Annotated in this window: 20 protein-coding genes; 3 read left to right on the forward strand and 17 right to left on the reverse strand. The window is 39.8% G+C overall.

Translation table 11 applies throughout. The features are described from left to right. Positions 1 to 206: 206 nt before the first annotated feature. The gene (locus tag H7T99_RS08685) at positions 207 to 1,925 is read left to right on the forward strand and encodes a phospho-sugar mutase (RefSeq protein ID WP_037600760.1); all 1,719 of its coding nucleotides are present in this window, start codon (positions 207 to 209) and stop codon (positions 1,923 to 1,925) included. 138 nt (positions 1,926 to 2,063) lie between these two features. Here the strand turns inward: H7T99_RS08685 and metF are convergent, their stop codons facing one another. From metF to H7T99_RS08700, 3 genes are all read right to left on the reverse strand, one after another. Next, positions 2,064 to 2,939 (reverse strand): methylenetetrahydrofolate reductase [NAD(P)H], encoded by an 876-nt coding sequence (gene metF / locus H7T99_RS08690; RefSeq protein WP_021144026.1) that lies wholly within the window; start codon positions 2,937 to 2,939, stop codon positions 2,064 to 2,066. A 186-nt stretch (positions 2,940 to 3,125) separates the two neighbouring features. Further along, the gene (gene metE, locus H7T99_RS08695) at positions 3,126 to 5,375 is read right to left on the reverse strand and encodes a 5-methyltetrahydropteroyltriglutamate--homocysteine S-methyltransferase (protein WP_037600819.1); all 2,250 of its coding nucleotides are present in this window, start codon (positions 5,373 to 5,375) and stop codon (positions 3,126 to 3,128) included. Positions 5,376 to 5,627: 252 nt separating this feature from the next. Then, positions 5,628 to 5,978, reverse strand: a complete 351-nt coding sequence (locus H7T99_RS08700) for a hypothetical protein (protein ID WP_037600816.1) — start codon at positions 5,976 to 5,978, stop codon at positions 5,628 to 5,630. A 146-nt stretch (positions 5,979 to 6,124) separates the two neighbouring features. Here H7T99_RS08700 and pabB point away from each other — a divergent pair, with 146 nt between their 5' ends. Together pabB and H7T99_RS08710 are read left to right on the forward strand one after the other, a co-directional pair. Beyond that, entirely contained in the window at positions 6,125 to 7,855 is a 1,731-nt protein-coding gene (gene pabB / locus H7T99_RS08705) for an aminodeoxychorismate synthase component I (RefSeq protein ID WP_037600813.1), read from the forward strand. 217 nt (positions 7,856 to 8,072) lie between these two features. Next, on the forward strand, positions 8,073 to 10,709 hold the full coding sequence (locus H7T99_RS08710; protein WP_037600811.1) for a calcium-translocating P-type ATPase, PMCA-type: 2,637 nt from the start codon (positions 8,073 to 8,075) through the stop codon (positions 10,707 to 10,709). A 146-nt stretch (positions 10,710 to 10,855) separates the two neighbouring features. Here H7T99_RS08710 and dltD read toward each other — a convergent pair whose 3' ends face one another. The 14 genes from dltD to prfA all read right to left on the reverse strand — a co-directional run bounded on the left by dltD (position 10,856) and on the right by prfA (position 24,919). Beyond that, positions 10,856 to 12,124 carry a D-alanyl-lipoteichoic acid biosynthesis protein DltD gene (dltD, locus tag H7T99_RS08715; protein WP_037600809.1) on the reverse strand — a complete coding sequence of 423 codons (1,269 nt, stop codon included), beginning with the start codon at positions 12,122 to 12,124 and terminating at the stop codon, positions 10,856 to 10,858. Then, a complete protein-coding gene (dltC, locus tag H7T99_RS08720; RefSeq protein WP_002891149.1) occupies positions 12,117 to 12,356 on the reverse strand; it encodes a D-alanine--poly(phosphoribitol) ligase subunit DltC in 240 nt (79 codons plus the stop codon). Before dltC ends, dltD begins: the two co-directional genes overlap by 8 nt. A gap of 17 nt (positions 12,357 to 12,373) precedes the next feature. After that, positions 12,374 to 13,621 (reverse strand): D-alanyl-lipoteichoic acid biosynthesis protein DltB, encoded by a 1,248-nt coding sequence (dltB, locus tag H7T99_RS08725; RefSeq protein WP_037600807.1) that lies wholly within the window; start codon positions 13,619 to 13,621, stop codon positions 12,374 to 12,376. Beyond that, positions 13,618 to 15,168: a D-alanine--poly(phosphoribitol) ligase subunit DltA gene (dltA, locus tag H7T99_RS08730; protein WP_037600805.1), complete on the reverse strand. Its 1,551-nt coding sequence runs from the start codon at positions 15,166 to 15,168 to the stop codon at positions 13,618 to 13,620. The genes dltB and dltA overlap by 4 nt, the downstream gene beginning before the upstream one ends. 8 nt (positions 15,169 to 15,176) lie before the next feature. Continuing rightward, positions 15,177 to 15,308 carry a teichoic acid D-Ala incorporation-associated protein DltX gene (locus H7T99_RS08735; RefSeq protein WP_002885174.1) on the reverse strand — a complete coding sequence of 44 codons (132 nt, stop codon included), beginning with the start codon at positions 15,306 to 15,308 and terminating at the stop codon, positions 15,177 to 15,179. 178 nt (positions 15,309 to 15,486) lie between these two features. Beyond that, the gene (locus tag H7T99_RS08740; RefSeq protein ID WP_037600802.1) at positions 15,487 to 17,235 is read right to left on the reverse strand and encodes an ABC transporter ATP-binding protein; all 1,749 of its coding nucleotides are present in this window, start codon (positions 17,233 to 17,235) and stop codon (positions 15,487 to 15,489) included. Then, a complete protein-coding gene (locus H7T99_RS08745; protein WP_037600799.1) occupies positions 17,225 to 18,964 on the reverse strand; it encodes an ABC transporter ATP-binding protein in 1,740 nt (579 codons plus the stop codon). Before H7T99_RS08745 ends, H7T99_RS08740 begins: the two co-directional genes overlap by 11 nt. 31 nt (positions 18,965 to 18,995) lie before the next feature. Then, the gene (locus H7T99_RS08750) at positions 18,996 to 19,607 is read right to left on the reverse strand and encodes a lysozyme family protein (RefSeq protein ID WP_037600796.1); all 612 of its coding nucleotides are present in this window, start codon (positions 19,605 to 19,607) and stop codon (positions 18,996 to 18,998) included. A gap of 1 nt (position 19,608) precedes the next feature. After that, a complete protein-coding gene (locus tag H7T99_RS08755; RefSeq protein WP_002891157.1) occupies positions 19,609 to 20,586 on the reverse strand; it encodes a nucleoid-associated protein in 978 nt (325 codons plus the stop codon). 5 nt (positions 20,587 to 20,591) lie between these two features. Next, complete coding sequence (gene glyA / locus H7T99_RS08760; RefSeq protein WP_002891158.1) at positions 20,592 to 21,842, reverse strand: serine hydroxymethyltransferase; 1,251 nt, start codon at positions 21,840 to 21,842, stop codon at positions 20,592 to 20,594. Positions 21,843 to 21,972: 130 nt separating this feature from the next. After that, positions 21,973 to 22,410 (reverse strand): GNAT family N-acetyltransferase, encoded by a 438-nt coding sequence (locus tag H7T99_RS08765; RefSeq protein ID WP_037600793.1) that lies wholly within the window; start codon positions 22,408 to 22,410, stop codon positions 21,973 to 21,975. A gap of 1 nt (position 22,411) precedes the next feature. Continuing rightward, the gene (locus tag H7T99_RS08770) at positions 22,412 to 23,023 is read right to left on the reverse strand and encodes an L-threonylcarbamoyladenylate synthase (RefSeq protein ID WP_037600790.1); all 612 of its coding nucleotides are present in this window, start codon (positions 23,021 to 23,023) and stop codon (positions 22,412 to 22,414) included. Further along, entirely contained in the window at positions 23,010 to 23,843 is an 834-nt protein-coding gene (gene prmC / locus H7T99_RS08775) for a peptide chain release factor N(5)-glutamine methyltransferase (protein ID WP_037600787.1), read from the reverse strand. Before prmC ends, H7T99_RS08770 begins: the two co-directional genes overlap by 14 nt. Then, positions 23,840 to 24,919, reverse strand: a complete 1,080-nt coding sequence (gene prfA / locus H7T99_RS08780) for a peptide chain release factor 1 (RefSeq protein ID WP_004182370.1) — start codon at positions 24,917 to 24,919, stop codon at positions 23,840 to 23,842. Before prfA ends, prmC begins: the two co-directional genes overlap by 4 nt. Positions 24,920 to 24,931: the final 12 nt, after the last annotated feature.

Below are 24,931 nucleotides of genomic sequence, written 5' to 3' on the forward strand. Positions count from 1 at the left end.
TATATTGTAACTCGTTTGGAGTTTTTTTGTTATGACGGTATAACCTTCGATGCGCACCCGCATAGCGGGTGGTTTATTTGTTTCGCACCTTCGGAGCGAAACGGACTTAAAGTCACATAAAATAAAGAAAAAACATGGTAATTACCATGTTTTTTTTCTTTAATTATGGTATAATGTAAGCGTTTAAAAATATAAAGGAGATTGCTATGTCTTACACTGAAAATTATCAAAAATGGCTCGACTTCGCTGAATTGCCTGCTTACCTTCGTGATGAGTTGGTCGCAATGGATGAAAAAACGAAAGAAGATGCCTTCTATACCAACCTTGAATTCGGTACAGCTGGTATGCGTGGATTGATTGGTGCTGGTACTAACCGCATTAACATTTACGTTGTTCGCCAAGCAACTGAAGGTTTGGCCCAATTGATTGACTCAAAAGGGGAAGAAGCTAAAAAACGTGGTGTTGCTATTGCTTACGATAGCCGTCACTTCTCTCCTGAGTTTGCTTTTGAATCTGCTCAAGTTTTGGCTGCTCATGGTATCAAATCTTATGTATTTGAAAGCCTACGTCCAACACCTGAATTGTCATTTGCTGTTCGTCATCTCCACACATTTGCTGGTATCATGGTAACAGCTAGCCACAACCCTGCTCCGTTTAATGGATACAAGGTTTATGGTGAAGACGGTGGACAAATGCCACCTGCAGATGCCGATGCTTTGACAGATTACATCCGCGCTATCGAAAATCCTTTCACTGTGCAATTGGCTGACCTTGAAGAAAGCAAAGCTAGCGGCTTGATTGAAGTTATCGGTGAAAACGTCGACGCTGAATACTTGAAAGAAGTTAAAGGCGTTAACATCAACCAAGACTTAATCAATGAATACGGTCGTGACATGAAGATTGTCTACACTCCACTTCATGGTACTGGTGAAATGTTGGCACGTCGTGCTCTTGCGCAAGCTGGATTTGAAGCTGTTCAAGTTGTTGAAGCTCAAGCTGTTCCAGATGCTGACTTCTCAACTGTTAAATCTCCAAACCCTGAAAACCAAGCTGCCTTTGCTCTTGCTGAAGAACTTGGTCGCAAAGTAGACGCTGATGTATTGGTTGCAACTGACCCAGATGCTGACCGCCTTGGTGTTGAAATCCGCCAACCAGATGGTTCTTACCTCAACCTTTCTGGTAACCAAATCGGAGCTATCATTGCTAAATACATTCTTGAAGCTCACAAAACAGCCGGTACACTTCCTGCAAATGCTGCCCTCTGTAAATCAATCGTATCAACTGAGTTGGTAACTAAGATTGCAGAAAGCTACGGCGCAACTATGTTTAACGTCTTGACTGGTTTCAAATTTATCGGTGAAAAAATTCATGAATTTGAAACACAACACAACCACACTTACATGCTTGGTTTCGAAGAAAGCTTCGGTTACCTCATCAAACCATTCGTACGTGACAAAGATGCTATCCAAGCCGTTCTTATCGTTGCTGAAATCGCAGCTTACTACCGCTCACGTGGTATGACTTTGGCAGATGGTATCGAAGAAATCTACAAACAATACGGCTACTTCGCAGAAAAAACTATCTCTGTTACCCTTTCAGGTGTTGACGGAGCTGCTGAAATCAAGAAAATCATGGATAAATTCCGTGGCAATGCTCCTAAACAATTCAACAACACAGACATTGCTAAGACAGAAGACTTCTTGGAACAAACAGCTACTACTGCTGACGGCGTTGAAAAATTGACAACTCCTCCAAGTAACGTGCTTAAATACATCTTGGCTGATGATTCATGGTTTGCCGTTCGTCCTTCAGGTACAGAACCAAAAATCAAATTCTACATCGCTACAGTTGGTGAATCTGAAGCAGATGCTAAAGAAAAAATTGCGAATATCGAAGCAGAAATCAATGCTTTCGTAGGCGAATAATATTTAAGACTTAGAGCTAAGCTCTAAGTCTTTTTTATACCGACAAAACTTGGATTACGGAAGCAAGCTATCTTTTTTGCTACTAGAACCAATAAACCACCTATAGATTAAACTATAGGTGGTAATTTTATGATTCAATTATAGAGCACTAACTTGTGAATGATGCTTAAATAAGGAATGAGTCGCTTCGTGAATATGACGAGCAGTTTCTGCATTATTCATGGTGTAGAGGTGAACGCCTGCAACATCTTGAGTAACAAGGTCGACAATCTGGTCAATCGCATAAGCAAGACCGGCTGCTCTAAGTGACTCAGGATCATGCTCATACTTATCCAAAATGGCACGGAACTTACGTGGCAAATGAATATTCTCACAAGTCTTAAGCAAACGTAGAGCTTGGTTACGATTCAAGATAGGCATAATTCCTGCATGAATTGGTACATCAATTCCAGCCAAGGTACATTTATCTTGAAAATCATAGAAACGTTCATTGTCAAAGAAGAGTTGGGTTAAAAGACCAGAACAACCTGCATCAACCTTTTTCTTAAGGTTTTGGATATCAGAGATTTGATTTGGCGAATCTGGATGCCCTTCAGGATAGCAGGCACCGATGATATCAAATTGAGGAGCTTCTTCCTTGATAAATTCAATCAAATCAGTGGCATATTTAAAGTCTTTAAGAGGTTCCACACCAGGAATGATATCGCCACGTAGGGCTAAGATACGGTGTACTCCAACGGCATCCAAGTCACGTAAGGTATCAGCAACCTTTTCTTTACTCAAATAGATAGCTGGAAGGTGGGCAATCGTTGGGATAGCTAGGTCATTTTGAATATGATCCGCCAAAGGAACCGTCGTCTCTTTGATATTATATTTGTTATTACTAGCTGTAACACTGATAAAGTGTGGAGCCAATCCTTGCATATCCTCAAGGGCACGTAGGATTTTTTCGTTACCTACTGCTGGGTTAGGTGGAAAGACTTCAAAAGAGAGTGATGGTGTTTGGCTTGTCATATTTTATACCTTCTTCTTTTTAGATTTTTGTTAAGACGAAAGCTGTTTTAAGTGCCTACTGACTTCATGAGTACAGTTAAACAATTGTTAATCATAGCCTGCTTGCAAAAATCTTTAGAACATTATTCGCTATTGAAAACCTTCTACACTTAAGGAAGAAGGTCTTCAACATATGATAACTTCCGCTTACAAGTTTTCGCGAGCTGCTTTTGCAGCTTCTACAAGCTTAATCAAGCTTTCTTTAGTTTCTTTGATTCCGCGAGTCTTCAAACCACAGTCAGGGTTGATCCATACTTTACCGCTTGGTACTTTTGCCAAGATTGCTTCGATAGTGTGGTCAATTTCACCGTCTTGTGGGACACGTGGTGAGTGGATATCGTAAACCCCAGGTCCAACTTCTGTTTGGAAGTTTTGAGCTTTAAGTTCATCCAAGATTTCAAGATTTGAACGGCTAGCTTCAAATGAGATAACGTCAGCATCTAAGTTATCGATAGCTGGGATGATATCTGTAAATTCTGAGTAACACATGTGAGTGTGGATTTGTGTGTCTGGTGCTACAGTTGAGTGTACCAAACGGAAGGCTGGAATTGCCCAGTCGAGGTAGTCTTCATACCAGTCACTACGACGGAGCGGCAATTTTTCGCGAAGAGCAGCTTCGTCAATTTGGATAATTTTCACGCCTGCAGCTTCAAGGTCAAGTACTTCATCTTTGATTGCAAGAGCAATTTGAAGAGTTGAATCCTTGATAGAGATGTCCTCACGTGGGAATGACCAGTTAAGGATAGTAACAGGTCCAGTCAACATACCTTTAACAGGTTTATCTGTACGGCTTTGTGCGTAGCTAGACCATTTAACAGTGATTGGGTTTAGACGAGTGACATCACCCCAAATGATTGGTGGTTTAACCCCACGCATACCGTATGATTGAACCCAACCATTTTTAGAGAAGAGGTAACCTGACAAGTTCTGACCGAAGTACTCAACCATGTCATTACGTTCAAACTCACCATGAACAAGAACGTCAAATCCAACTTCTTCTTGCCATTTAATCCATTCATCAGTGATTTCAGCAAGGAAAGCATCGTATTCTTCTTGTGACAATTCATTCTTACGGAAAGCCAAACGTTTAGCACGAACTTCCTTAGTTTGAGGGAATGAACCGATAGTTGTTGTTGGAAGCAATGGAAGTTTGAAAGCATCCTTTTGAATCTCTTCACGTTCTGCAAACGCTGGCAAACGAGTGTAATCAGCTTCAGTCAAACCTGCAATACGAGCACGAAGCTCAGCATTTTCACCAACACGCTCAGTCGCAAAGAGTTCTTTGTTAGCAGCAAGGGCTTCTGCACCTTGACCATTGCGGATGGCATCCAAGTCACGCAATTCACCCAATTTTTCAACCGCAAAGGCGAAGTGGTCCAAAATAGCTGGTTCAAAATCTTCATTAGCAGTTGTAAATGGTACGTGGAGAAGTGAGCAAGAGGTTGTCAAAACAACATTTTCAGCTGGAACTTGTTCAAGAATTGCAAGGCTTTTCTCGTAGTTATTACGCCAGATGTTTTTACCATTGACGATACCGGCATATAGAATCTTATCAGCTGGGAAACCACCTTTAACCAATTCAAGTGTTTTCTTACCTTCAACAAAGTCAAGACCAATACCATCAACTGGCAAGTTCACAAGGTCATTGTAGACATCACGAACATCACCAAAGTAAGTTTGAATCAAAACTTCAAGGCCTTTCTTATCAGCCAAGAGCTTGTTGTAGAGGTTCAAGAAGAGAGCTTTTTCTTCAGATGTCAAATCTTTAACAAGAGCTGGCTCATCGAGTTGAATACGAGTAGCACCAAGCTCTGCCAATTTTGCAAAAACATCTTGGTATGCAGAAACAAAGCTATCTACGAAGTCTTCAGCTTTTACACCATCTTCAAAGTCAGACAATTGAAGGAAAGTGAATGGTCCAACCACAACTGGACGTGTATTAAGACCCAATTCTTTTGCTTCTTGGTACTCATCAAAAATCTTGTGACCAGCAAGTTTAACTTCTGTTGTTTTTTCAAATTTAGGAACGATGTAGTGGTAGTTAGTATTAAACCATTTTTTCATAGGAAGGGCACGAACATCCCCTTTTTCACCTTGGTAACCACGCGCCAAAGCAAAGTAACGTTCAAGATCTGTCAAATCCAAGTTTTGAACAGATTCAGGTACGACGTTGAAAAGGAAAGCTGCATCAAGGAAGTTATCGTAATGTGAAAAATCATTTGAAGGAATTTCAGTGATTCCCTTCTCTTTAACAATATTCCAGTGTTTTGCACGCAAGTCTTTGGCTGCTGCTAAAAGTTCATCTGCAGTAATTTCATTTCTAAAGTATTTTTCTGTTGTAAATTTTAATTCGCGGAATTCACCCAAACGTGGGAAACCAATGATAGTAGTTGACATCTTGTGTCCTCCTCTTTGTTGTTGAACTTATCTTACCAAAGAAATGGGTAGCTGTATAATTGCTATTAGTTTTCTCTATATATAGTTTTAGACTATACCCTATAAAATAAAGGGTTACCGACTTCTGTTATCTCCTTTTGCTTAGATATCGTTATAGCTAATAACTATATATTGACTTACTAAATCCCTTTTTATATCAAAAAATCCCTAGACTTTTGTCTAGAGACTCTATTATTTACTAGGATCAGAACACTAAGCTCTATAAGTGCTCAGTACCCTCTCTTGAAGCCAAGATGATGTATAAGACATATTCTCACTATTGTAACTATTCCAAATAAAATAACCAAAAATTGCCAATACTAATAAGAAACAAATTCCCAAAACGGCTAACCATATGATTTGTTTCTTTAAGCTATCATACTCACTCATATAGCCATTATGAAGTTTAATGAGTTCATTTCTTTTTTTGTTACTTGACTCTTTAGCAATAGCTATTTCTAGCTCGTACATCTGGTGCTTCCATGAATTCTTAGAAGTGCCTTTTTTCATTTTATTGTTTGAAAGGTTGCTGTTGCCTTTCTCAAAGTTATTTTTTTCAGTCATATTTCCCTCTAAAATCTTCTTTTAGTCCCTATCATTATAACATATGTAAAACTATCTGAAAAGTTCATTTTTGGTTAAAATTTTGAGAAAGATAATTAAAACATGAAAAAGAACCAGAGGGAAACTTCTTATGTTATACTCTATGTATGCATAAGAAAACTGTTATTGATTTTAAAGAACTTGGTGTCAGACAAATCTTTACAGACGCCATTAAAGAACTAAAAACAAAGGACATTAAGGAAGTCAAACCCCTTTTAGATGAACTCGAAGCCTATCAAAATGAAGGTTATTATGCAGTAGGTTATGTTTCCTATGAAGCAGCCCCTGCCTTCGAGACAAAATTTCAGGTTATTGATGGTCCATTAATGTCTGAGTATCTCCTCTACTTCACTGTTCATGAAACTGTTCAAACAGAGCCTATTCCACTTACTTATGACCCTATTACCTTACCAAAATCTTGGCAAGAGCTAACTTCTGCTGAGGAATACAAGGCTGCTATTGAGCATATACACCACCATATTCGACAAGGTGATACTTATCAGGTCAATTATACTGTTCAACTTCAACAGAACCTGACAGCTGATCCCTTTGCCATCTATAACCGATTGGTTGTTGAGCAAAATGCCCATTACAATGCCTTTATTCAGCACGATGATGTTTCTATCATTTCTATAAGTCCAGAACTCTTCTTTAAAAAAGATTGCGATAAGTTGACTACTCGTCCTATGAAAGGTACTACCAATCGAGGTTTAACAACTGAAACTGACCTTGCACAAGCAAGATGGCTAGCTCAGGACCAGAAAAATCGCTCTGAAAATATGATGATTGTCGATCTTCTTAGAAATGACATGAATCGTATTTCTAAAATAGGAAGTGAAGATGTCAAGAGCCTTTGCCAAGTTGAACAATACTCTACAGTTTGGCAAATGACTTCGACAATTGAAACGCAACTCCTGACAAATAGAAGTTTATGCGATGTCTTCCAAGCCCTTTTTCCATGCGGATCGATTACAGGTGCCCCAAAAATAGCAACCATGGAGATTATTAAGAAGGTGGAAAAACAGCCTCGAGGTGTCTATTGTGGAGCTATTGGTATCTTGGTGCCACAGGGACCTAGTATTTTCAACGTGGCTATTCGGACACTACAAATGGAAGGAACCAAGGCTATCTATGGTGTCGGAGGAGGTATTACCTGGGACAGCAACTGGGAAGCTGAATATGAAGAAACCAAGCAGAAAGCTGCTGTTCTATACCGTCAGAACCCAAAATTCGATCTCATTTCTACCGGTCGTATTCATCAAGGAAAACTTCTCTTTCTGGAGGAGCATATAAAACGTTTACAAGAGAGTAGCCGATACTTTGACTATCCTTTCAATGCAGAAAAAGCGCACAATCAAGCCACAGCTCTGTGCCAATCACTAGATCTTGACACAGACTACCGTCTTAAAATGTCCCTTAAAAAAGATGGTGAACTGAAGTTTGAACATAGCCAATTAACAAACTTATCTGATGACTTTTGCCAAGCAAGGTTAGTTGAGCAAAGACATCCCTTGGATAGCCCCTATACCTTCTTTAAAACAAGTTACCGTCCTCACCTTAGTATCGAACTTCACGAACAAATCTATTATAATCACGAGGGACAACTCCTAGAAACCTCTATCGGTAACATCGTTCTTAAAATCGAAGACCAACTCTACACACCACCAGTTCACCTCGGCCTCTTAAATGGGATCTACAGACAAAGTCTTATAGCTGAAAATAAGCTGAAAGAAAAAGTCCTGACTGTAAAAGATCTGAAACAGGCTCAGGCCATCTACGGATGTAATGCGGTGAGAGGCTTGTATGAATTGAAGGTGGAGGAAGATAATTATATCTAAACAAAAGAAGCGAGTTCTTTGTACTCTCCTACACCTACTAAAGACAAAAGAAACTTCAATTTTCTATTGGTTAAAAAATCAACCATTTAGTAGTAAAATAAAGTATAATACTTACTGATAGTTATTCCAGTTATCTTGACTGAAATGACGAGCTATTTGGCTTTAAATTTATTAGCCTTAAAACTGAGTAACAATTTAGAAAGGATACAAACCTTAAATGAAAAAATTTAAAGGCTTGACTTCCGCTGAAGTTCAAGCAAGTAAAAACGCCCATGGCGATAATAGGCTCTCTAGTAAAGAGGCTAACTCGCTCCTCTCAATCTTTATCGAAGCCTTCCAAGATCAATGGATTCTTATCCTCTTGGCTGCCTTAGGATTAAAAATCATCTTCAACTTTGTTGGAATGATTTTCCCTGCTATTGGTGAAGCTAATTGGTACGAAGCTATCTCACTAATTTTCGCCATTTTGATTTCTACTGGATTCTCAGCAGTCTCACAATACCGAAATGAGCAAAAGTTCAACACTCTTCAGGAAGAGGCTTCGAAAACTAATGCAAAAGTTTATCGTGATGGTAAACTTAAAGAAGTTCTTGTTGATGATATTGTAAAAGGTGATCAAATTCTCCTTCAATCAGGGGACAAGATTCCAGTTGACGGTATCATACTGGAAGGTGAGTTAAAAGTAAACCAAGCTGTCCTTAATGGTGAAAGTGAAGATGCTAAGAAACTTCCTCTTGGTGATCAAGCAGAACCAGACTCTTCCGACCTCTTTACAGAGCTCAAAGTCTTCCGTGGTACAGTTGTTACTTCAGGTGAAGCCGTTATGGAAGCTACACAAATTGGTGATAATACTGTTCTAGGAAGCATCAATACTTCTCTTCAAGAAGATAGTAAAGATTCACCATCCAAAGAAAAACTCAACAAGCTTGCTGGAAACATCGGTGTCCTCGGTTATAGTGCAGGTGCTGCATATTCAGTAATCAACCTTGTTTTAGGCTTTATTGCCCTCAATAAGGCTAATAACCTCAATGGTGGTTCAATCTTCCTTCTTATCATTGAAACGATTCTCTTTGCGGTTACAATCATCATCATGGCCGTTCCAGAAGGTCTTCCGATGATGTTGGCACTCGTTTCTTCAATGAACTCAGGACGACTTTTAGCTCAAAATATCCTGGTTCGCCATCCTGATACCATTGAAACAGCCGGATACATGAATATCCTCTTCAGTGATAAGACTGGTACTATCACTGAAGGTAAACTATCTGTAGTTGACTTCTTCCTTGCTGATGGAACACTTTATGCAACTACTGGTGAAACTGAGGCTCCTGATTTTGACACTATGTCAGATAGCCTTAAAGCTGAAATGATTAATGGTATCGGTCTTAATAACGACGCCATGGTAGCTGATGGCAGTGCTGTTGGTAGTAACGCCACTGACCGTGCACTTCTTGATTTCCTTATTGGTCGTTCTCAACTTGATTTTGATACAAATACAATTACTGAGAAGCAACAATTCAACTCAGCAACAAAATTCGCAAGTGTAACGACTAAGGACGGAAAAACTTACATCAAGGGTGCTCCAGAATTCATCCTAAATGACTGCTACTACTATCTTGATAAAGATGGTAATAAACAAAACTTTACAGATGATATTAAAGCTCGTTTCCAAGATTTATCATTGGAACAAGCTAACCGTTCAATGCGTTTGCTTGCTATCCTAAATACAGATGGAAATGATAAAGTCTTGATTGGTATCGTATGTATCCGTGATAACGTTCGTTCTTCAATTAAACAAACTGTTGAAACAATGAACCGTGCAGGTGTTCAAGTAGTTATGGTAACTGGTGACCGTAAAGAAACCGCTGTTGCTATCGCTAAAGAAGCCGGTATCGTTACTGGTCAAAACGACCTTGTCCTTACTCACGATGAACTCTCTGCCCTCTCAGATCAAGAACTTAAACAACAATTACCTCACTTAAAAGTGGTCAGTCGTGCCCTTCCAATGGATAAAAAACGTCTTATTGAGGCAGCTCAAGACCTCGATATGGTCGCTGGTATGACAGGTGATGGGGTCAATGACTCACCCGCCCTTAAATCGGCTGATGTCGGATTCTCAATGGGTGATGGTACTGAAGTCGCACGTGAAGCCTCAGATATCGTTATCTTGAATAACTCATTGACTTCGATTGAAAAAGCCGTCCTCTATGGACGTACTATGAGTAAGTCAGTAAGTAAATTCATTATCTTCCAGTTAACCGTAAACGTGACTACAATTGCTATGTCACTTCTCTCACCACTTTTGGGCCTCAAAGAACCATTTACAATTATCCAAATTCTCTGGATCAACCTTATCATGGACACACTTGCTGCCCTTGCCTTTGGTGAAGAGCCTACCCTAGATCGTTACATGAATGAAAAACCAGTTGCTAAGAAGGCAAACATTCTTACTGCATATATGAAATCTGCTATCGGTGTAGCCAGCGTCTTCATTACTCTTGTATGTTTAGCTATTCTTAAAAATGTTGGTGGTATCCAAGACTTTATCACAAATGGAACTGGCAATTTTGAAATGGTAACAACATTCACCTTTACAGTATTTATCTATGCTGTCATCTTCAACTCACTTAACACACGTAGTAATGGATTCAATGTTTTTGAACATATCGGCGAAAACAAGAAATTCTCAATTGTAATGATTTCTATTGCTGTCGTTCAAACCTTGATCATTCAATTCGGTGGTAAAGTATTTAGTACCGTTCCTATGGACGTTCAACACTATATCGTTGCACTTCTTATCGCGGTTTTGATTATCCCTGCAGATTTAATTCGAAAAGCTCTAACTAAAAACAAATAACTATCTGTTTAACGTATTATAAAACTTAAAAGGATAAAAAGGATTGGGAGTTACCCCAATCCTTTTTATAATTTATGAAGGTGATACCGTGGAAGGATCATAACATAAAAAGGCTTTAACAAGCCTTTTTGATTTATTAAGTAATGCTACTTAAACTGACTAGGAGACCCTGTATAACCTGCCCAATCCTTACTATAAAAGCGGTCGTTCAAGTTATAGTTAGGTGCGGGTGTTGGATTACTTACAAATGGATCAACAGCCTTGTCAAAGGCTACCCAACCTTTCCATCCCATATGAATGGTATCTTGCATGAAGTAAGGTTGATCTCCGTCTTTTGAGAAGTCAGCAATATTGGTGAAGCCTTGACTTTCCAATTGATAACGGATTTTAGAAACCGTAGCATCATACATTTCCTGACTTAGTCCCGTATAAGCCATCCACTTGCTATTAACAGGTGGGATAACAAAGATAACATTAGTATTTGACTTAGCAAATTGATTTAACACCAACTGTAGGTCACCATATTCTTGTGAAACTTCATACGAAAGATTCTTTTGGAACCCTTTAAGTTTACCAATCTTTTTAGCCAAACGTTTCTTATAGAAACGGTCATCGATACCAAAGTCGTTTGACTTGGTATGAGCTTCTGCATCTCTTACGGCAACCTGGTCAAGTGCCTCGTAAGAGAGCTTGTCTGGCAACTCTTTAAGATAAGGAAGAACCTTCTTGTCGTAATTTGCATTATTTGATGCTGCAAAAGGACTGAACAAGGCATCTTCTCGCTTATTAAGCTCTGCCATAATTTGAATATAAGTCTTATCAAGAGAATTTAAATCTTGCCCATTAGCCACTTTAGAAAGTTGAGATTTCATTGTAATCTCAGGTTTCATCTCTAAGATGCGCTGAGCTGCATACTGAGAATTTGCATCCGTCTGATTTTGACTTAAGAAACTACTAAGTTGGTCGTTATTGTAAAACTGCTGGAAAGCCGCAGAATTGTAACCTTTTTTAGTAAACCACTGTGGTGACAAGACATAGACTGCTGTCCCATTTTTCAATTCAGGAAGCATTTGTTGCATTCCCAAATATTGGTTTAGAGAGGCAGCCCCACGTTGTCCAATAAAGTATGGGCGATAGTTACGGTCGTACTTCTCAGCTAAAACAGCTGGATGAAGAGCATCAAAACGCAACCACTCACTTGACCCAAAGAAAGGGACAAATCGATGCTTCTTATCTGAAAGAGCTGTAGTTTTGTTCATCCTACTCTTAAAGTTTTCATTTGTCAGTGTTACTGCACTACGTTTTTCAGCCACATAACTATGTTTTCTGCCTTGTGGGTAGGCATATATAACTACCACTACCAAGACCAAGGCACAAATTACTGGACCAAAAATCTGCCATAAACGCTTAAGCATTGCGAAGCTCCGTTACCCCTTCAACAATCTTATTAGCTGTGTTCCAGTCATCACGACCAAATTCTGAAACTGGTACACGAATATCGAAACGTGATTCCAATTCAACGATTAGCTCAACTGTTCCCATTGAATCGAGAACACCAGCATCGAAAAGATCTTCGTCCATCATGTCAGAAACATCTTCCATGAAGAGTTCATCAATAATTTCAATAACTTCTGATTTTACATCCATTTTTATAATTCCTTTACTTATTTTTTAGTGAACCAGAGGTCATTCAAGAATCCAGAGAAAATCAAGAATGACAACATAACAGTGTTAAATGTAATAAAGATTCCCAAAGCTTTCGTCCATCTATTTTCAGGAAGTGGCTCAAGACCAGCTTTCTTACGTTCTTTATTAATGGTCTTCTTCTTGCGCAACCAGGCATCATTAAGTCCTAGACCAATACCATGGAAAATACCGTAAGCAATGTAGTACCAAGTAACCCCATGCCAGAATCCCATAACCATCATATTAATGACATAGGCCACATTTGAAGTCGTGTTACGATTTTTGAAAACTTTATTTCGCATCAAAACCATAACCAAACGCATAAAGATAAAGTCACGGAACCAGAAAGACAAGCTCATATGCCAACGATTCCAAAATTCTTTCAAGTCTCGTGAGATAAAAGGTTTGTCAAAGTTGATTGGGCTCTTAATCCCCATAAGGTTAGATGCTGCCAAGGCAAACATTGAGTAACCCGCAAAGTCAAAGAAGAGATCAAAACCGAAAACATACATGACACCAAGTGTTGGTAAATTAAAGATACCACCTTGAGCCAAAGCTTGTGCTTTCAGTGAAGGCAAGAGCATACTTCCGAAAATCTGCGCCAAAACAAACTTATAGAGGAAACCAAGCATGATATATTTTACAGCTTGCTCCAACATATTCATCAGCTCGTCTCGCTCAGGAATTGCTTGATAGTCTTCGTTAAAGCGTCTGAAGCGATCAATGGGACCACTCGTAAAGGTTGGCATAAAGAGCATGAATCGGAGGAACTCTCCAAGTGTAAACTCTTTAAGGACACCATCCCGCATCTCGATAATCATTCCAACTGATCGGAAGGTCAAGTAAGAAATACCAAGAAAGTTTAAAAGCGACTGAGTACCATTTATCGCAGGCTCTACCTTAACAAAAATCAAGGGAAGGACTACAAGAAACGAGTGTAAATAGAAAACCCATTTATTATCCTTTTGACTACGGCAATGTTTGTATGAATAAACCCAAATGATTTGCCAAATAATATAGAAGAGTAAGGCTAGTAATTGACTAGCATGTGTTCCTGTCAGAGCAAGAACAATAAAGGCTAGACTTACCAAACATTCATAAATCGCAAAACGCTTTTTATAGAAGAGACCCACAAAGATTGGCAATAGAGCTAATCCAAGGTAGATGAAATAGAAGGGATTACCGTAGGCTTCTAAATGAGGTAGCTGTTTCAAGAAGTCTATCATCGGTTGTTAACCTCACTGATAAGGCCCTTGATATCAATCTTCCCATTTGGTGTCAAAGGCAAACTCTCACGATAGAGGAACTTGGTTGGCATCATGTAAGACATCATGATATCTTCTAAGTCAGCCTTGATAGCCTTAGTAATATCGATATCACGTTCAAACTGCTCACGAACGCCATCCTTAAGAATCACATAAGCCAAGAGGTTCTGAACCTTATGGTCTTTATTGTAACGTGGTACAGCTACTGCTGAATCAATGTACTTAGACTTATTAAGGTTTTGTGAAACATCCTCTAACTCAATACGGAAACCATTAAACTTAATCTGGAAGTCCATACGGCCACCGTAAAGAAGGAGACCTTCATCAGTCATCGTTCCTACATCACCAGTATGGTAAGCAGGAAGGCCATTAAACTCGAAGAAGGCTTCAGCAGTCTTTTCAGGATTATTCATGTAGCCTTTGGACACTGCTGGTCCTGATACGATGATTTCACCCTGTTGACCATTTGGAAGGATATTCCCATCCTCATCGATAATATAAGTTGGTGAATCTTCCTTGGTATAACCAATTGGCAAACGCTTAAGGTTAGCCAGCATCTCATCAGTTACTGCTACTGCTGATAAGGCTACTGTTGCCTCAGTTGGCCCGTAAGCATTGATAATACGTGCCTCTGGGAAACGTTGGCGAAGCTTTTGAGCAGTCTTGACAGTCAACTCTTCTCCATCAAAATAGAAATGCGTAATTTCCGGTATCTTCTCTGCATTGAAGTCTTCAGACAACATTGCCATATCTGCAAATGATGGGGTCGATGTCCAAATAGCAATTGGAAGTGAGAAAATCGTTTCAAAGAGCTTCTTGAAGTCCTGCGTAATGGCTGAAGGAAGTGCATAGAGTGTTCCTCCAAGTGCCAATGTAGGTGCCCAGTACATTACCGATAGGTCAAATGAGTAAGGCGGTTGCGCCAACATTTGGGGACGTTTTGGAGTCGCAAATTCCTTGTCCGTAATCATCCAGTTAGTGAAACTAAGGAGATTATTGTGAGAAATTTGTACCCCTTTAGGCTTACCTGTAGTTCCCGATGTGAAGATGATGTAATAAGTATCATCACCCTTAACAGGATGAGTCACTTCGTAGCTAGTCTTACTTTCAAAAGCTGTCGTCACTTGGTCCAATGTCAAGATTGGCGCTTGAACATCCTCAAGTGGAAAGTCATTAATAGCAATAATCAGACTAGGCTCTGCTACTTCTACGATAGCCGTCACGCGCTCAAGAGCTGAGTGACTATCAATTGGAATATAAGCATGACCAGATTTAGTCAAAGCTACAAAAGTTGCCAACATTTCATACTCTTGACCGCCATAAACCACAACAGGTGATTTTTCTGGAATGTCAAGACTATCGATCTTGGCAGCTAGGCTATCCGAATCAGCTTTTAAGTCACCGTAAGTATGAACTTCCCCTAAAATATTGTAAACAGGAAATTCAGGTTGTAATTGAGCAAACTGCTCAATCGTTTCAATCATATCTTTAATTTTTGTATTCGTCATTATTCTTCCTAAAATTCGTTATAGATAAAATTACCTTGACCTTGTCCTAGGTAATTGTAGAGATAAATTAGGGCCATAAAAATGGCGAAATAAAGCAAGGTTTGTCCTAAAAATACTAGGACGTTTTTGTGTTTTAACATTCTAATTTTCGATACCTTTTTTTATATAATATCCTCTCTAGTTTACCATCTTATCGCCATTTTTTCCAATAAAAAAGAAAAAATAACTAAATTTCATTTCTTTTTCATCAATAGGTTTTAGTGATAAATGGTTAGCTAAAATGATAAAAAAAAACAGAGCCTAAAAGCTCTGTCAGATTTAACTATTTTGTGTCTTTTGGGCTGTCTGCATTCGATAGTACATTCCCCTAGTTTGCATCAGTTGTTCATGGGTTCCATGTTCAACGATATCCCCATTATTCATGACCAAAATAAGGTCCGCATTTTCAATGGTAGATAATCGATGGGCAATGATGAAACTTGTTCGACCTTTCATTAATTTAGCGAAGGCCTCTTGAATAAGAAGCTCTGTACGGGTATCGATACTTGAAGTGGCTTCATCTAAGATTAAGATTTTAGGCACATTGACAAATATGCGAGCAATGGTCAAAAGCTGACGTTGTCCCTGAGAAAGCGATTGACCCGCATCATTTAAGTAGGTGTCATAGCCTTGAGGCAACTGCTTAATAAAGAAATCTGCATTGGCAGCCTTGGCTGCTGCTATGACTTCTTCACGACTGGCTTCTGGATTACCGTAAGCAATATTATCATGGATAGTGCCGACCTCTAGCCAAGTTTCCTGTAGAACCATCCCAATCTGCTTGCGAAGGCTCTCACGGGTATAATCTGTAATAGGTCTACCGTCTAGTAAAATTTGACCCTTGTCCAAATCGTAGAAACGCATGAGCAGATTAATGAGGGTAGATTTGCCTGCTCCTGTAGGGCCAACAATGGCAACAGTACTTGCCGCAGGTATATCAATGCTCAAATCCTTGATAAGAGGTTTATTAGGCAAATAACCAAATTGAACATGATCAAATTTAAAACGTCCTTGCACATCTGCTTCTTCCAAAACCACATTGCCTGTTTCTGGTATTTCATCTTCATCTAAAATCATATAAAGGCGGTCGGCACAAGCCAAAGCACTTTGAAGTTCTGAAAGAACAGACGAAATGTCATTGAAAGGCTTCGTATACTGAGTGACATAGTTTAGGAAGGTAGTCAATTGTCCCACTGTAAATGCGCCACCTGACATGATACGATAGGCTCCAACACCTGCAATGAGAGCATAAATCAGACTATTAACAAAGCGTGTAGCTGGGTTAACCGCTGACGAATAAAAGATAGCTCCCTGTGAATAATCAGCATACTTACCATTGACGTCTTTAAAACTCCTAACCATCTGGTCTTGAGCATTTAAACTCTGTACTAAGGCTTCTTGAGTCAAACTTTCCTCAATCAACTGAGTTTGCATGCCTCGCCATTTGGTTTGATTGCGATAGAGTTGATAGCTCTTCTTGGCGATAAAACGTGCCACAAGCATTGACAGGGGTGTCATCACTAGAACTAAGAGCATCATGAACCAGTCCAAACGAGCCATGGTAATGATAATAACAAATATGGTCAAAAGCCCGACGAAAAATTGGTTAAAGACCATGAGAAGTCCGTTATTTAATTGGTCACTATCTGTAGTCACACGGCTAACCATATCTCCAGTTCCTTGACGGTCAAGGTAACTGAGAGGCATGGCATGAATTTTCAGCATGACTCTCTCACGTAAACTTTCACTATAAGAATAAATAAAACGGTTATAAATTAAAGGATTTAGCCACTGGATCGCACTATTGGCTATGATAACTACAAGCATCTGCCATATTAAACGTGACATCAAAAGAACGGCATTCATCTTAAGAACAGCATCAACTGCATCACCAATTAAGATAGGTAAGTAAACCGTTAAGGTAACTTGAATAATGGTCCCAACAGTTGCTAAGGCAAAGAGGTAACGCTGACTTAAGATATCTCTACTTAAACGTTTAAGCGTTGATTTGTTATTTCTAGCCTTCATCAGCGACCTCCTTTTGGTGTTGAGAATAATGAATGTCTTGATAGAGTTTATTAGTGTTAAGCAACGCTTCATGATTTCCCAAGCCAACTTGATGCCCCTTATCAAGCACCAAAATTTGATCAACTGCTTTTAGGCTATTTGTTCTTTGCGAAATAATAATCAAACTAGTTGATTTAAGATTATCTCTAATAGCCGCTAGTAGGCGACTTTCAGTCAGGTAATCTAGGGCTGAGGTTGAGTCATCCAAAATCAAGAACGGCGCTGGTCTCATCAGCGCACGCGCAATAGTCAAGCGCTGACGTTGACCACCTGAAAAATTACGGCCAAATGACTCAACTGGCTCATCTAAACCAAGGTCTTTGTCTTTTACAAAGTCAGCAGCCTGAGCCATGTCAAGAGCATGCCACAATTCCTTATCACTTGGTTCGTAATCAAGTCCTAGTGACAAGTTTGAACGAATGGTTCCCCTAAATAACTCAGCTTTTTGTGGGACATAAGCAACCCAAGAACGCCACTCTTTAAGATTTTTTGGTGATTGTTGATTTTTGAAAATAGCTAAAGAACCCATCTGAGGTTGATATAAGTTCATGATTAAGTTTACCAAGGTCGATTTACCCGAACCAGTACCACCAATAATACCCAGTGACTCACCTCTAGCAATCTTTAAATCAATCTCTTTTAGTGATGGTTGACTAGCAGTCGGATAGGTAAAGGTCATGTGGTCAATAGCAAGTCCTGTTTCCGACTGATCTGGTTTTCTTAGTGTTAAAGGTGCCTCAATATCCTCATCTTGGAGTTCAAAAATAGCTTGTACCCTTTTCGCCGAAATAAAGCTCTGGTTAAGATTGGTCAACATCATAGCCAATTTAAGAAGCTCCGTCAAAATTTGCAAGAGATAATTGACCAGAGCAATCAGCATCCCTTGAGACAAGAGCCCACCTTGAATTTGCAGATTTCCTTGCCAAAGGACAGCAATCAAAGTCATATTAACAACTAAGAAAGTCAAAGGACTAATGAGACTTGCTATCACGCCTGTTTTGAGTTGCCACTTCTTCAGGTCTTTATTAACAGTCGTGAAGTTATCTAATTCACGCTCACTCTGACCAAAGGCACGAATAACCCTCATACCTTCAAGTTGTTGGCGCGTATTAGTAACAATTGACTCATTAATCACTCGAATCTTGGCGTATAAAGGATTGACGATGCGACTAGCTAGTACAATAATAAGGGTCAATACCAAGACCATACCAAGAAACCAGAGAGTCAAGCGTGGACTGATTCGGAATGCCATAATAATGGCTCCTATCACAATAATTGGTGCCCTCAAAAAGAGCCTCAAAAATTGATTTATCCCCGTTTGGATTTGAAAGGTATCACCAGTCAGGCGTGTTACCAAACTTGAAGTTCCAATCTCATCGCGCTTTTCCTTTGATAAACGCATGATTTTCTCATAGAGGTCATTAGTCAACACTCGCGCATAACCAACTGCTGCTCTTGATGAAAAATACTGTGCTGAAATAGCAACGACAACACCAATAACGGCAAGTCCAAACAAGATAAAAATCATCAAAAAGAGATGATTTTTGTCTTTATTTGGAATAGTTGTGTCGACAATTCCAGCAATGACTAGTGGGACCAAAAGTTCGAAACTGGCTTCGATTAATTTAAAAACGGGTCCCAGGATGCTGTCTTTGACATATCCTTTAAAATAAACTAATAATGCTTTCATTTGTCTTTCCTTAAGAATGAAGCGTATCCTCTTAGAGACGAGAGAACATACGCATCAAAAAGAGGTTAAACTGCACTTCTTTGGCGTAATAAATATTTCCGCCATTTGTATAAAGTTTTCCGCCACCATAGTACATGGCAACCGGTTGGTAATAGGTGTAAGTTTCTCCACTGATATTTCCTAGACTTGGAGCAACGACATTTTTTGAATAAGCTTTTGCTAATTCGACGGTGTTAACTCCACCATTATCAGCCACATAATCGATATAGGCCTTACCAAAATTATAAGCTTGTACTGCTGTCCAAGGATCCACCTTATGGTGGACAGCTTCTTCCAGATTTTCTGACAGCACCGTCACCCCTTGACGAATACTTTCTTTTCGATCTGTGATGGAGTTAGTCACCCCTGTAGAACTTTCACTGGACTGCATCACGTCATCTGTCTTCCCCTTGGTTTCTGTGTAGATCATAGCCAACACCAAATCAACATTGGTTGTATTATCAATGTCGTCCTCAGCCAATACCTCCTTAACCATGGATTCATAGGTTAAGACATGTTGAACATTGGCATGGATTCGATAGCATTGGATACCTATGATGAGGACTACGACAAAAACCGCCAGACGTCTTATCCATTTAAACATATTATTTATTGATGATATCCTCGATATTTTTGATGAGAATAGAGTAGGTGCCATCAGGATTTTGAATAAACTCAACACTATCAGCATCCTGATACACATTATTAGGCACAATTAACTCAATTCCGTTCGATAACGATAATTTTTGATTCTCCAATTTCTTAATTTGACGCGAATGGTCAATATCTGATACCGAGATAGGCTCAGGTATGGCCTCTTTGAGCTCATCAACGAAGGTCAAACGAGCTGTCAAATTGTTATCAAAGAGCTGGTCTGCCAATTTTTCAGGTGATAACTCTTGATCTTCTTCCAAATTATTGAAAATAGCAGATTTCATTTTTCCTTGGAAGTTAAAATCATCCTGATTAAAATTCTCGGCAATCTTCTGGGCAGTATCTTCAACCATCTTAATCGATTTTTTGACAGATTGTTCAGGCTGGACTTGCAACAGATTTTCAGAGAAATAATTGGCAAAGCTTCCATTATGCTTGATTCGCTTTTCAATCAAATAATACTGCTTACTACTACGATTGATTACCAAAGCTTCATCAGGTGTCTGGGCCGCAGAAGGCAAATTATTTTGTGACAATTGAATAGGATGTTGGCTATCTCCCAAAGAATGAATCAAACTGTCCTTGAGAGCAATACGCAAGAAAGCAAAATACTCTTGCCCTTCTTTGTCAAACTGAATAAAGACCAAATCATTGGTCTTTTGATCTTCAGAAATGACAAATTCTTCCTTCCAAAGTTGGGCAATCTTAACTGAGCTTTCCATCAAATCATCTCCTAGATGACTAATGAAAACATTCTCTGCATCGAAAAAGCCACGTTTAGCCTCATCAGAGAAAACTTTAGAGAGTTTCTTTCTAAAATACTCATCTAAGCGTGGCGTTATTTCAAGAGGCCCTTCTGCTAAAACCAGCTCCGTATCATTTGGCGAAAACTGGTGAATGATAATGCGTTTAATATATAAATCTAACATATTTTTTAATAGAGTGGGAAAGCATCTGTAAGAGCTTTAACCTCTCCACGAATGCGTTCCAAAACTTCAGGTTTATCGTGATTTTCCAAAGCTTCAACCATTAATTCAGCAATTTTACGGCTCTCAGCTTCACCCATACCACGACTTGTAATGGCTGGACTACCAACACGGATACCAGATGTCTTGAATGGAGACAATTGCTCGTAAGGAATACCATTCTTGTTCAAAGTAATATTAACTTCTTCAAGAACGTTTTGTGCAACCTTACCATTTTCAACAACTTTAGTCACATCAACCAAGAAGAGGTGATTGTTAGTTCCACCTGAGATAACACGGAAATCTGGATGTTGATTGAAAACGTCAGCCATGGCAGCTGCGTTCTTGATAACATTTTCCCCATATTCCTTAAAGGCAGGGTCAAGTGCTTCTTTAAGAGCAACAGCCTTAGCAGCAATAACGTGTTCCAATGGACCACCTTGCAAACCAGGGAAGACCGCAGAATTCAATTTCTTAGCGATATCTTCATCATCAGTCAAAATTAAACCACCGCGAGGACCACGAAGTGTCTTGTGAGTTGTTGTAGTTGTCACATGTGCATGAGGAACTGGACTTGGGTGATGACCAGACGCTACAAGACCTGCAATGTGAGCCATATCTACCATGAGGTAAGCACCTACAGCATCGGCAATTTCACGGAATTTTGCAAAATCAATGATACGAGAGTAAGCTGAAGCACCAGCCACGATGAGTTTTGGTTGCACTTCTTTAGCCTGCGCAAGAATGGCATCATAATCTAGGAGTTCAGTTTCCTTATCCACATTGTAAGCGACGAAGTTATAGGTCTTACCAGAGAAGCTAACTGGTGCACCGTGTGTCAAGTGACCACCCGCTGACAGATCCATTCCCATAACCGTATCACCTGGTTGGATTAATGACATGTAAACAGCAGCATTGGCTTGGCTACCTGAGTGAGGTTGCACGTTGGCAAATTTTGCTCCAAAAAGTTCTTTGGCACGCTCAATAGCAAGAGACTCAACCACATCAATCACGTCTGTACCACCATAGTAACGTTTACCTGGATAGCCTTCTGCGTACTTGTTAGTCAAGAGAGTTCCTTGAGCAGCCATAACAGCTTTAGATACCACGTTCTCAGAGGCAATCAACTCAATATTGTTTTGTTGGCGTTCAGCCTCAGCATCAATGGCATTCCAAAGTTCAGGGTCAAATGCTTTGTAATCTTCTTTATCAAAAATCATAGAGGTCTCCTTTGAGGTCTAATGGGTTCAATCAACTCACCCACATACAGTCGGAAATTATCTCACACTTCCATAGGTCTCTGTTAGTCATTTATTCTATGGTCAACTCGGGTAGAGCCGCCAATAGGTCTTATCCTTTTGTCAATTTAATAAACCGTTTCTGCATTTTATCACAAGTATAACCTACTTTTTCATAAAATGCATGCGCACCCAGACGATGGTCTGCAGAATTTAAGCGAATAAACTCATAACCGCGTCTTTTTGTTTCTTGCTCCAACCCTTCAAGTAAAATTTTACCAATCCCCATCCCTTGTCTTTGAGGTAAAACTGCCAAGGCCAAGATATTAAATCCTGCATTGGAATAGAGACACTCATAAACCTCTGCATGAACGTAGCCAAAGAGTTCATGACTAGCATCATCCTCATAACCTAGTAGAAAATGATGTGGGTCTTTGGATAATCTAGCTAGTTGACTAGCCGTTTCCTCTGAACCAAAAGCATAACCTAAAGCCTCTTTGTTTATCTCACAAATTGCTTCAACATCTGTCGCTATCAAATCACGTAGCATGTTATACCTCCTCAAAAGGGATTTTTGGTAGCTTGGCAAGAATGTCTTCTTGAGTGATAGAACCTTGCCGTAAAATTTTTACCTTGTTGCCAGATAAGTCTAAAATAGTCGAATCTACACCCAACAAGGCAGCGTCATCTTGATAGCCAGTCACCTGAAAATCAAATTGTACTCTAATATCGTCGAAATGACGACCACTAGCCTTCCCAGACTTATTAGCAGATGGACCAATCAAAGGCCCCTCCGCTTGAATTAGCTCTCTAGTGACAGGATGGTCTGGCAAACGGAAGCCAACTGTCGCTAAACCCGAATTAATCCACTTAGGTACTTGACTATTAGCTTTTAAAATGATGGTCAATGGCCCAGGCAAAAAAGCATTGTAAATTTTTTTGAGATAGTCGGGCTGATCTTTTGAATAGGACAAGATATCTTCATAAGAAGCAACATTCAAATTCATGGCTTTATCTCTAGGACGATTTTTCAGCTCATAGACATGGTTTACAGCACTCTCATCCATAGCTTTAGCAAATAGACCATAGACAGTCTCTGTAGGAAGAACGACTGCACCACCGTCAGCCAAGATTTCTCTTAATACTTTCTTACTTTTCATCATCCATCACGACCATTCTATCTTGTCCAAATTGGTCCTTAAGGACACGCACTCGCTTATCAGGAAAATGTAGAGACAAGAGTTTCTTCAAATCCTGGCCCTGCTTATAGCCAATTTCAAAGTAGAGCTTTCCACTAGGAGTCAAATACTTATCTGCCTCCTCAATAATCTGTCTATAAATGGCAAGTCCCTCTTCATCAGCAAACAAGGCCATCTTTGGCTCGCTAGCCAAGACATTGATACCAACTTCGTTCTTATCATTTTCAGAAATATAGGGAGGGTTTGACACAATGATATCAAAACTGCCAGAAATATTTTCGAAAACATTTGATTGAACAAAGCTGATGGCTACCTGATTTAGCTTAGCATTCTCCTGAGCAAGCTCTATCGCATCCACTGATAAGTCACTAGCTGTTACTTGCCAAAGGGGGCGACTCTTTTTCAGGGATACCGAAATAGCACCACTCCCTGTTCCAATATCAAGAACCTTAAGCTCTGTGCGTGGGTTTTCCGCTAAGATCAAGTCCACTAGTTCCTCAGTTTCAGGACGTGGAATCAATACACGTTCATCAACCTGAAAACGTAAACCATGAAAGTCTTCATAGCCCAAGATATACTGAGCAGGCTTGTGTTTCTTTAGTTGGCTAAATGCATGAGCTAATAGCTCAGCATCTTCCTCTGAAACTTCCTGACGCAATTGAAGAACAAAATGAGTCAAGTCCCACTGCTTCAAACCTCGATAAACAAAGGAAAGGGCCTCTGGCTCTTCTCCAACAGCCTCAAGCTGCTTCTCATAGTCAGCCAGAACATCCGCTAGAATCATTTGTTAAGCTCTTCCAATTTTTGAGTTTGATCGTAAAGAACAAGAGCATCAATGACTTCATCCATTTTCCCAGCCAAAATAGTATCTAGTTTTTGAAGGGTTAAGCCAATACGGTGGTCTGTCACACGGTTTTGTGGGAAGTTGTAAGTACGGATACGCTCTGAACGGTCCCCTGTACCAACAGTAGACTTACGCTCAGCATCTTGTTCATCTTGAGCAATCTGTGCAAAGTGGTCCGCAACACGCGCACGGATAATCTTCATGGCTTTATCACGGTTCTTCTGTTGCGTACGTTCTTCTTGCATCTCTACTTTGATTCCAGTAGGAATGTGAACCATACGAACCGCAGTCGCAACCTTATTGACGTTCTGACCACCAGCACCAGATGCGTGATAGATATCGACACGAAGGTCCTTAGGATCAATTTCGTACTCTACTTCTTCAACTTCTGGCATAACCAAAACAGTTGCTGTCGAGGTATGAACACGACCTTGGCTCTCAGTTACAGGCACACGTTGTACACGGTGTGCTCCTGATTCATATTTGAGTTTTGAGTAGACTGATTGTCCTGAAACCATGGCAACCACTTCTTTGATACCACCAACACCATTGTAAGATGCTTCCATAACCTCAAAGCGCCAACCTTGTGTTTCTGCGTATTTTTGGTACATAGCTAAAAGGTCACCTGCAAACAAGGCAGCTTCATCACCACCTGCGGCTCCACGGATTTCGAGGATAATATTCTTGTCATCATTAGGGTCTTTTGGCAAGAGAAGAATTTTCAAACGTTCTTCATACTCTTCTTTAGCGGCTTTGGATTCTTTAAGCTCTTCCTTAGCCATTTCTTCCAAATCAGGATCACCGCTTGCTTCCTTAATCATCTCTTCAGCATCTGAGATACTTTGAATGACTTGCTTGTACTCACGGTAAGCTGTCACAGTTTCACGAGTATTTGCCTCTTCACGTGACAACTCCATGAAGCGTTTAGTGTCTGAAACGACTTCAGGGTCACTAAGCAATTCACCCAATTCCTCATAACGGTCTTCAACCGCTTGTAACTGATCATAAATATTCATTTGTTATCTTTA

The organism is Streptococcus sp. 17.1 (genome assembly GCF_016648655.1).
In the GTDB taxonomy this organism is placed as follows: Bacteria; Bacillota; Bacilli; order Lactobacillales; family Streptococcaceae; genus Streptococcus; species Streptococcus salivarius_E.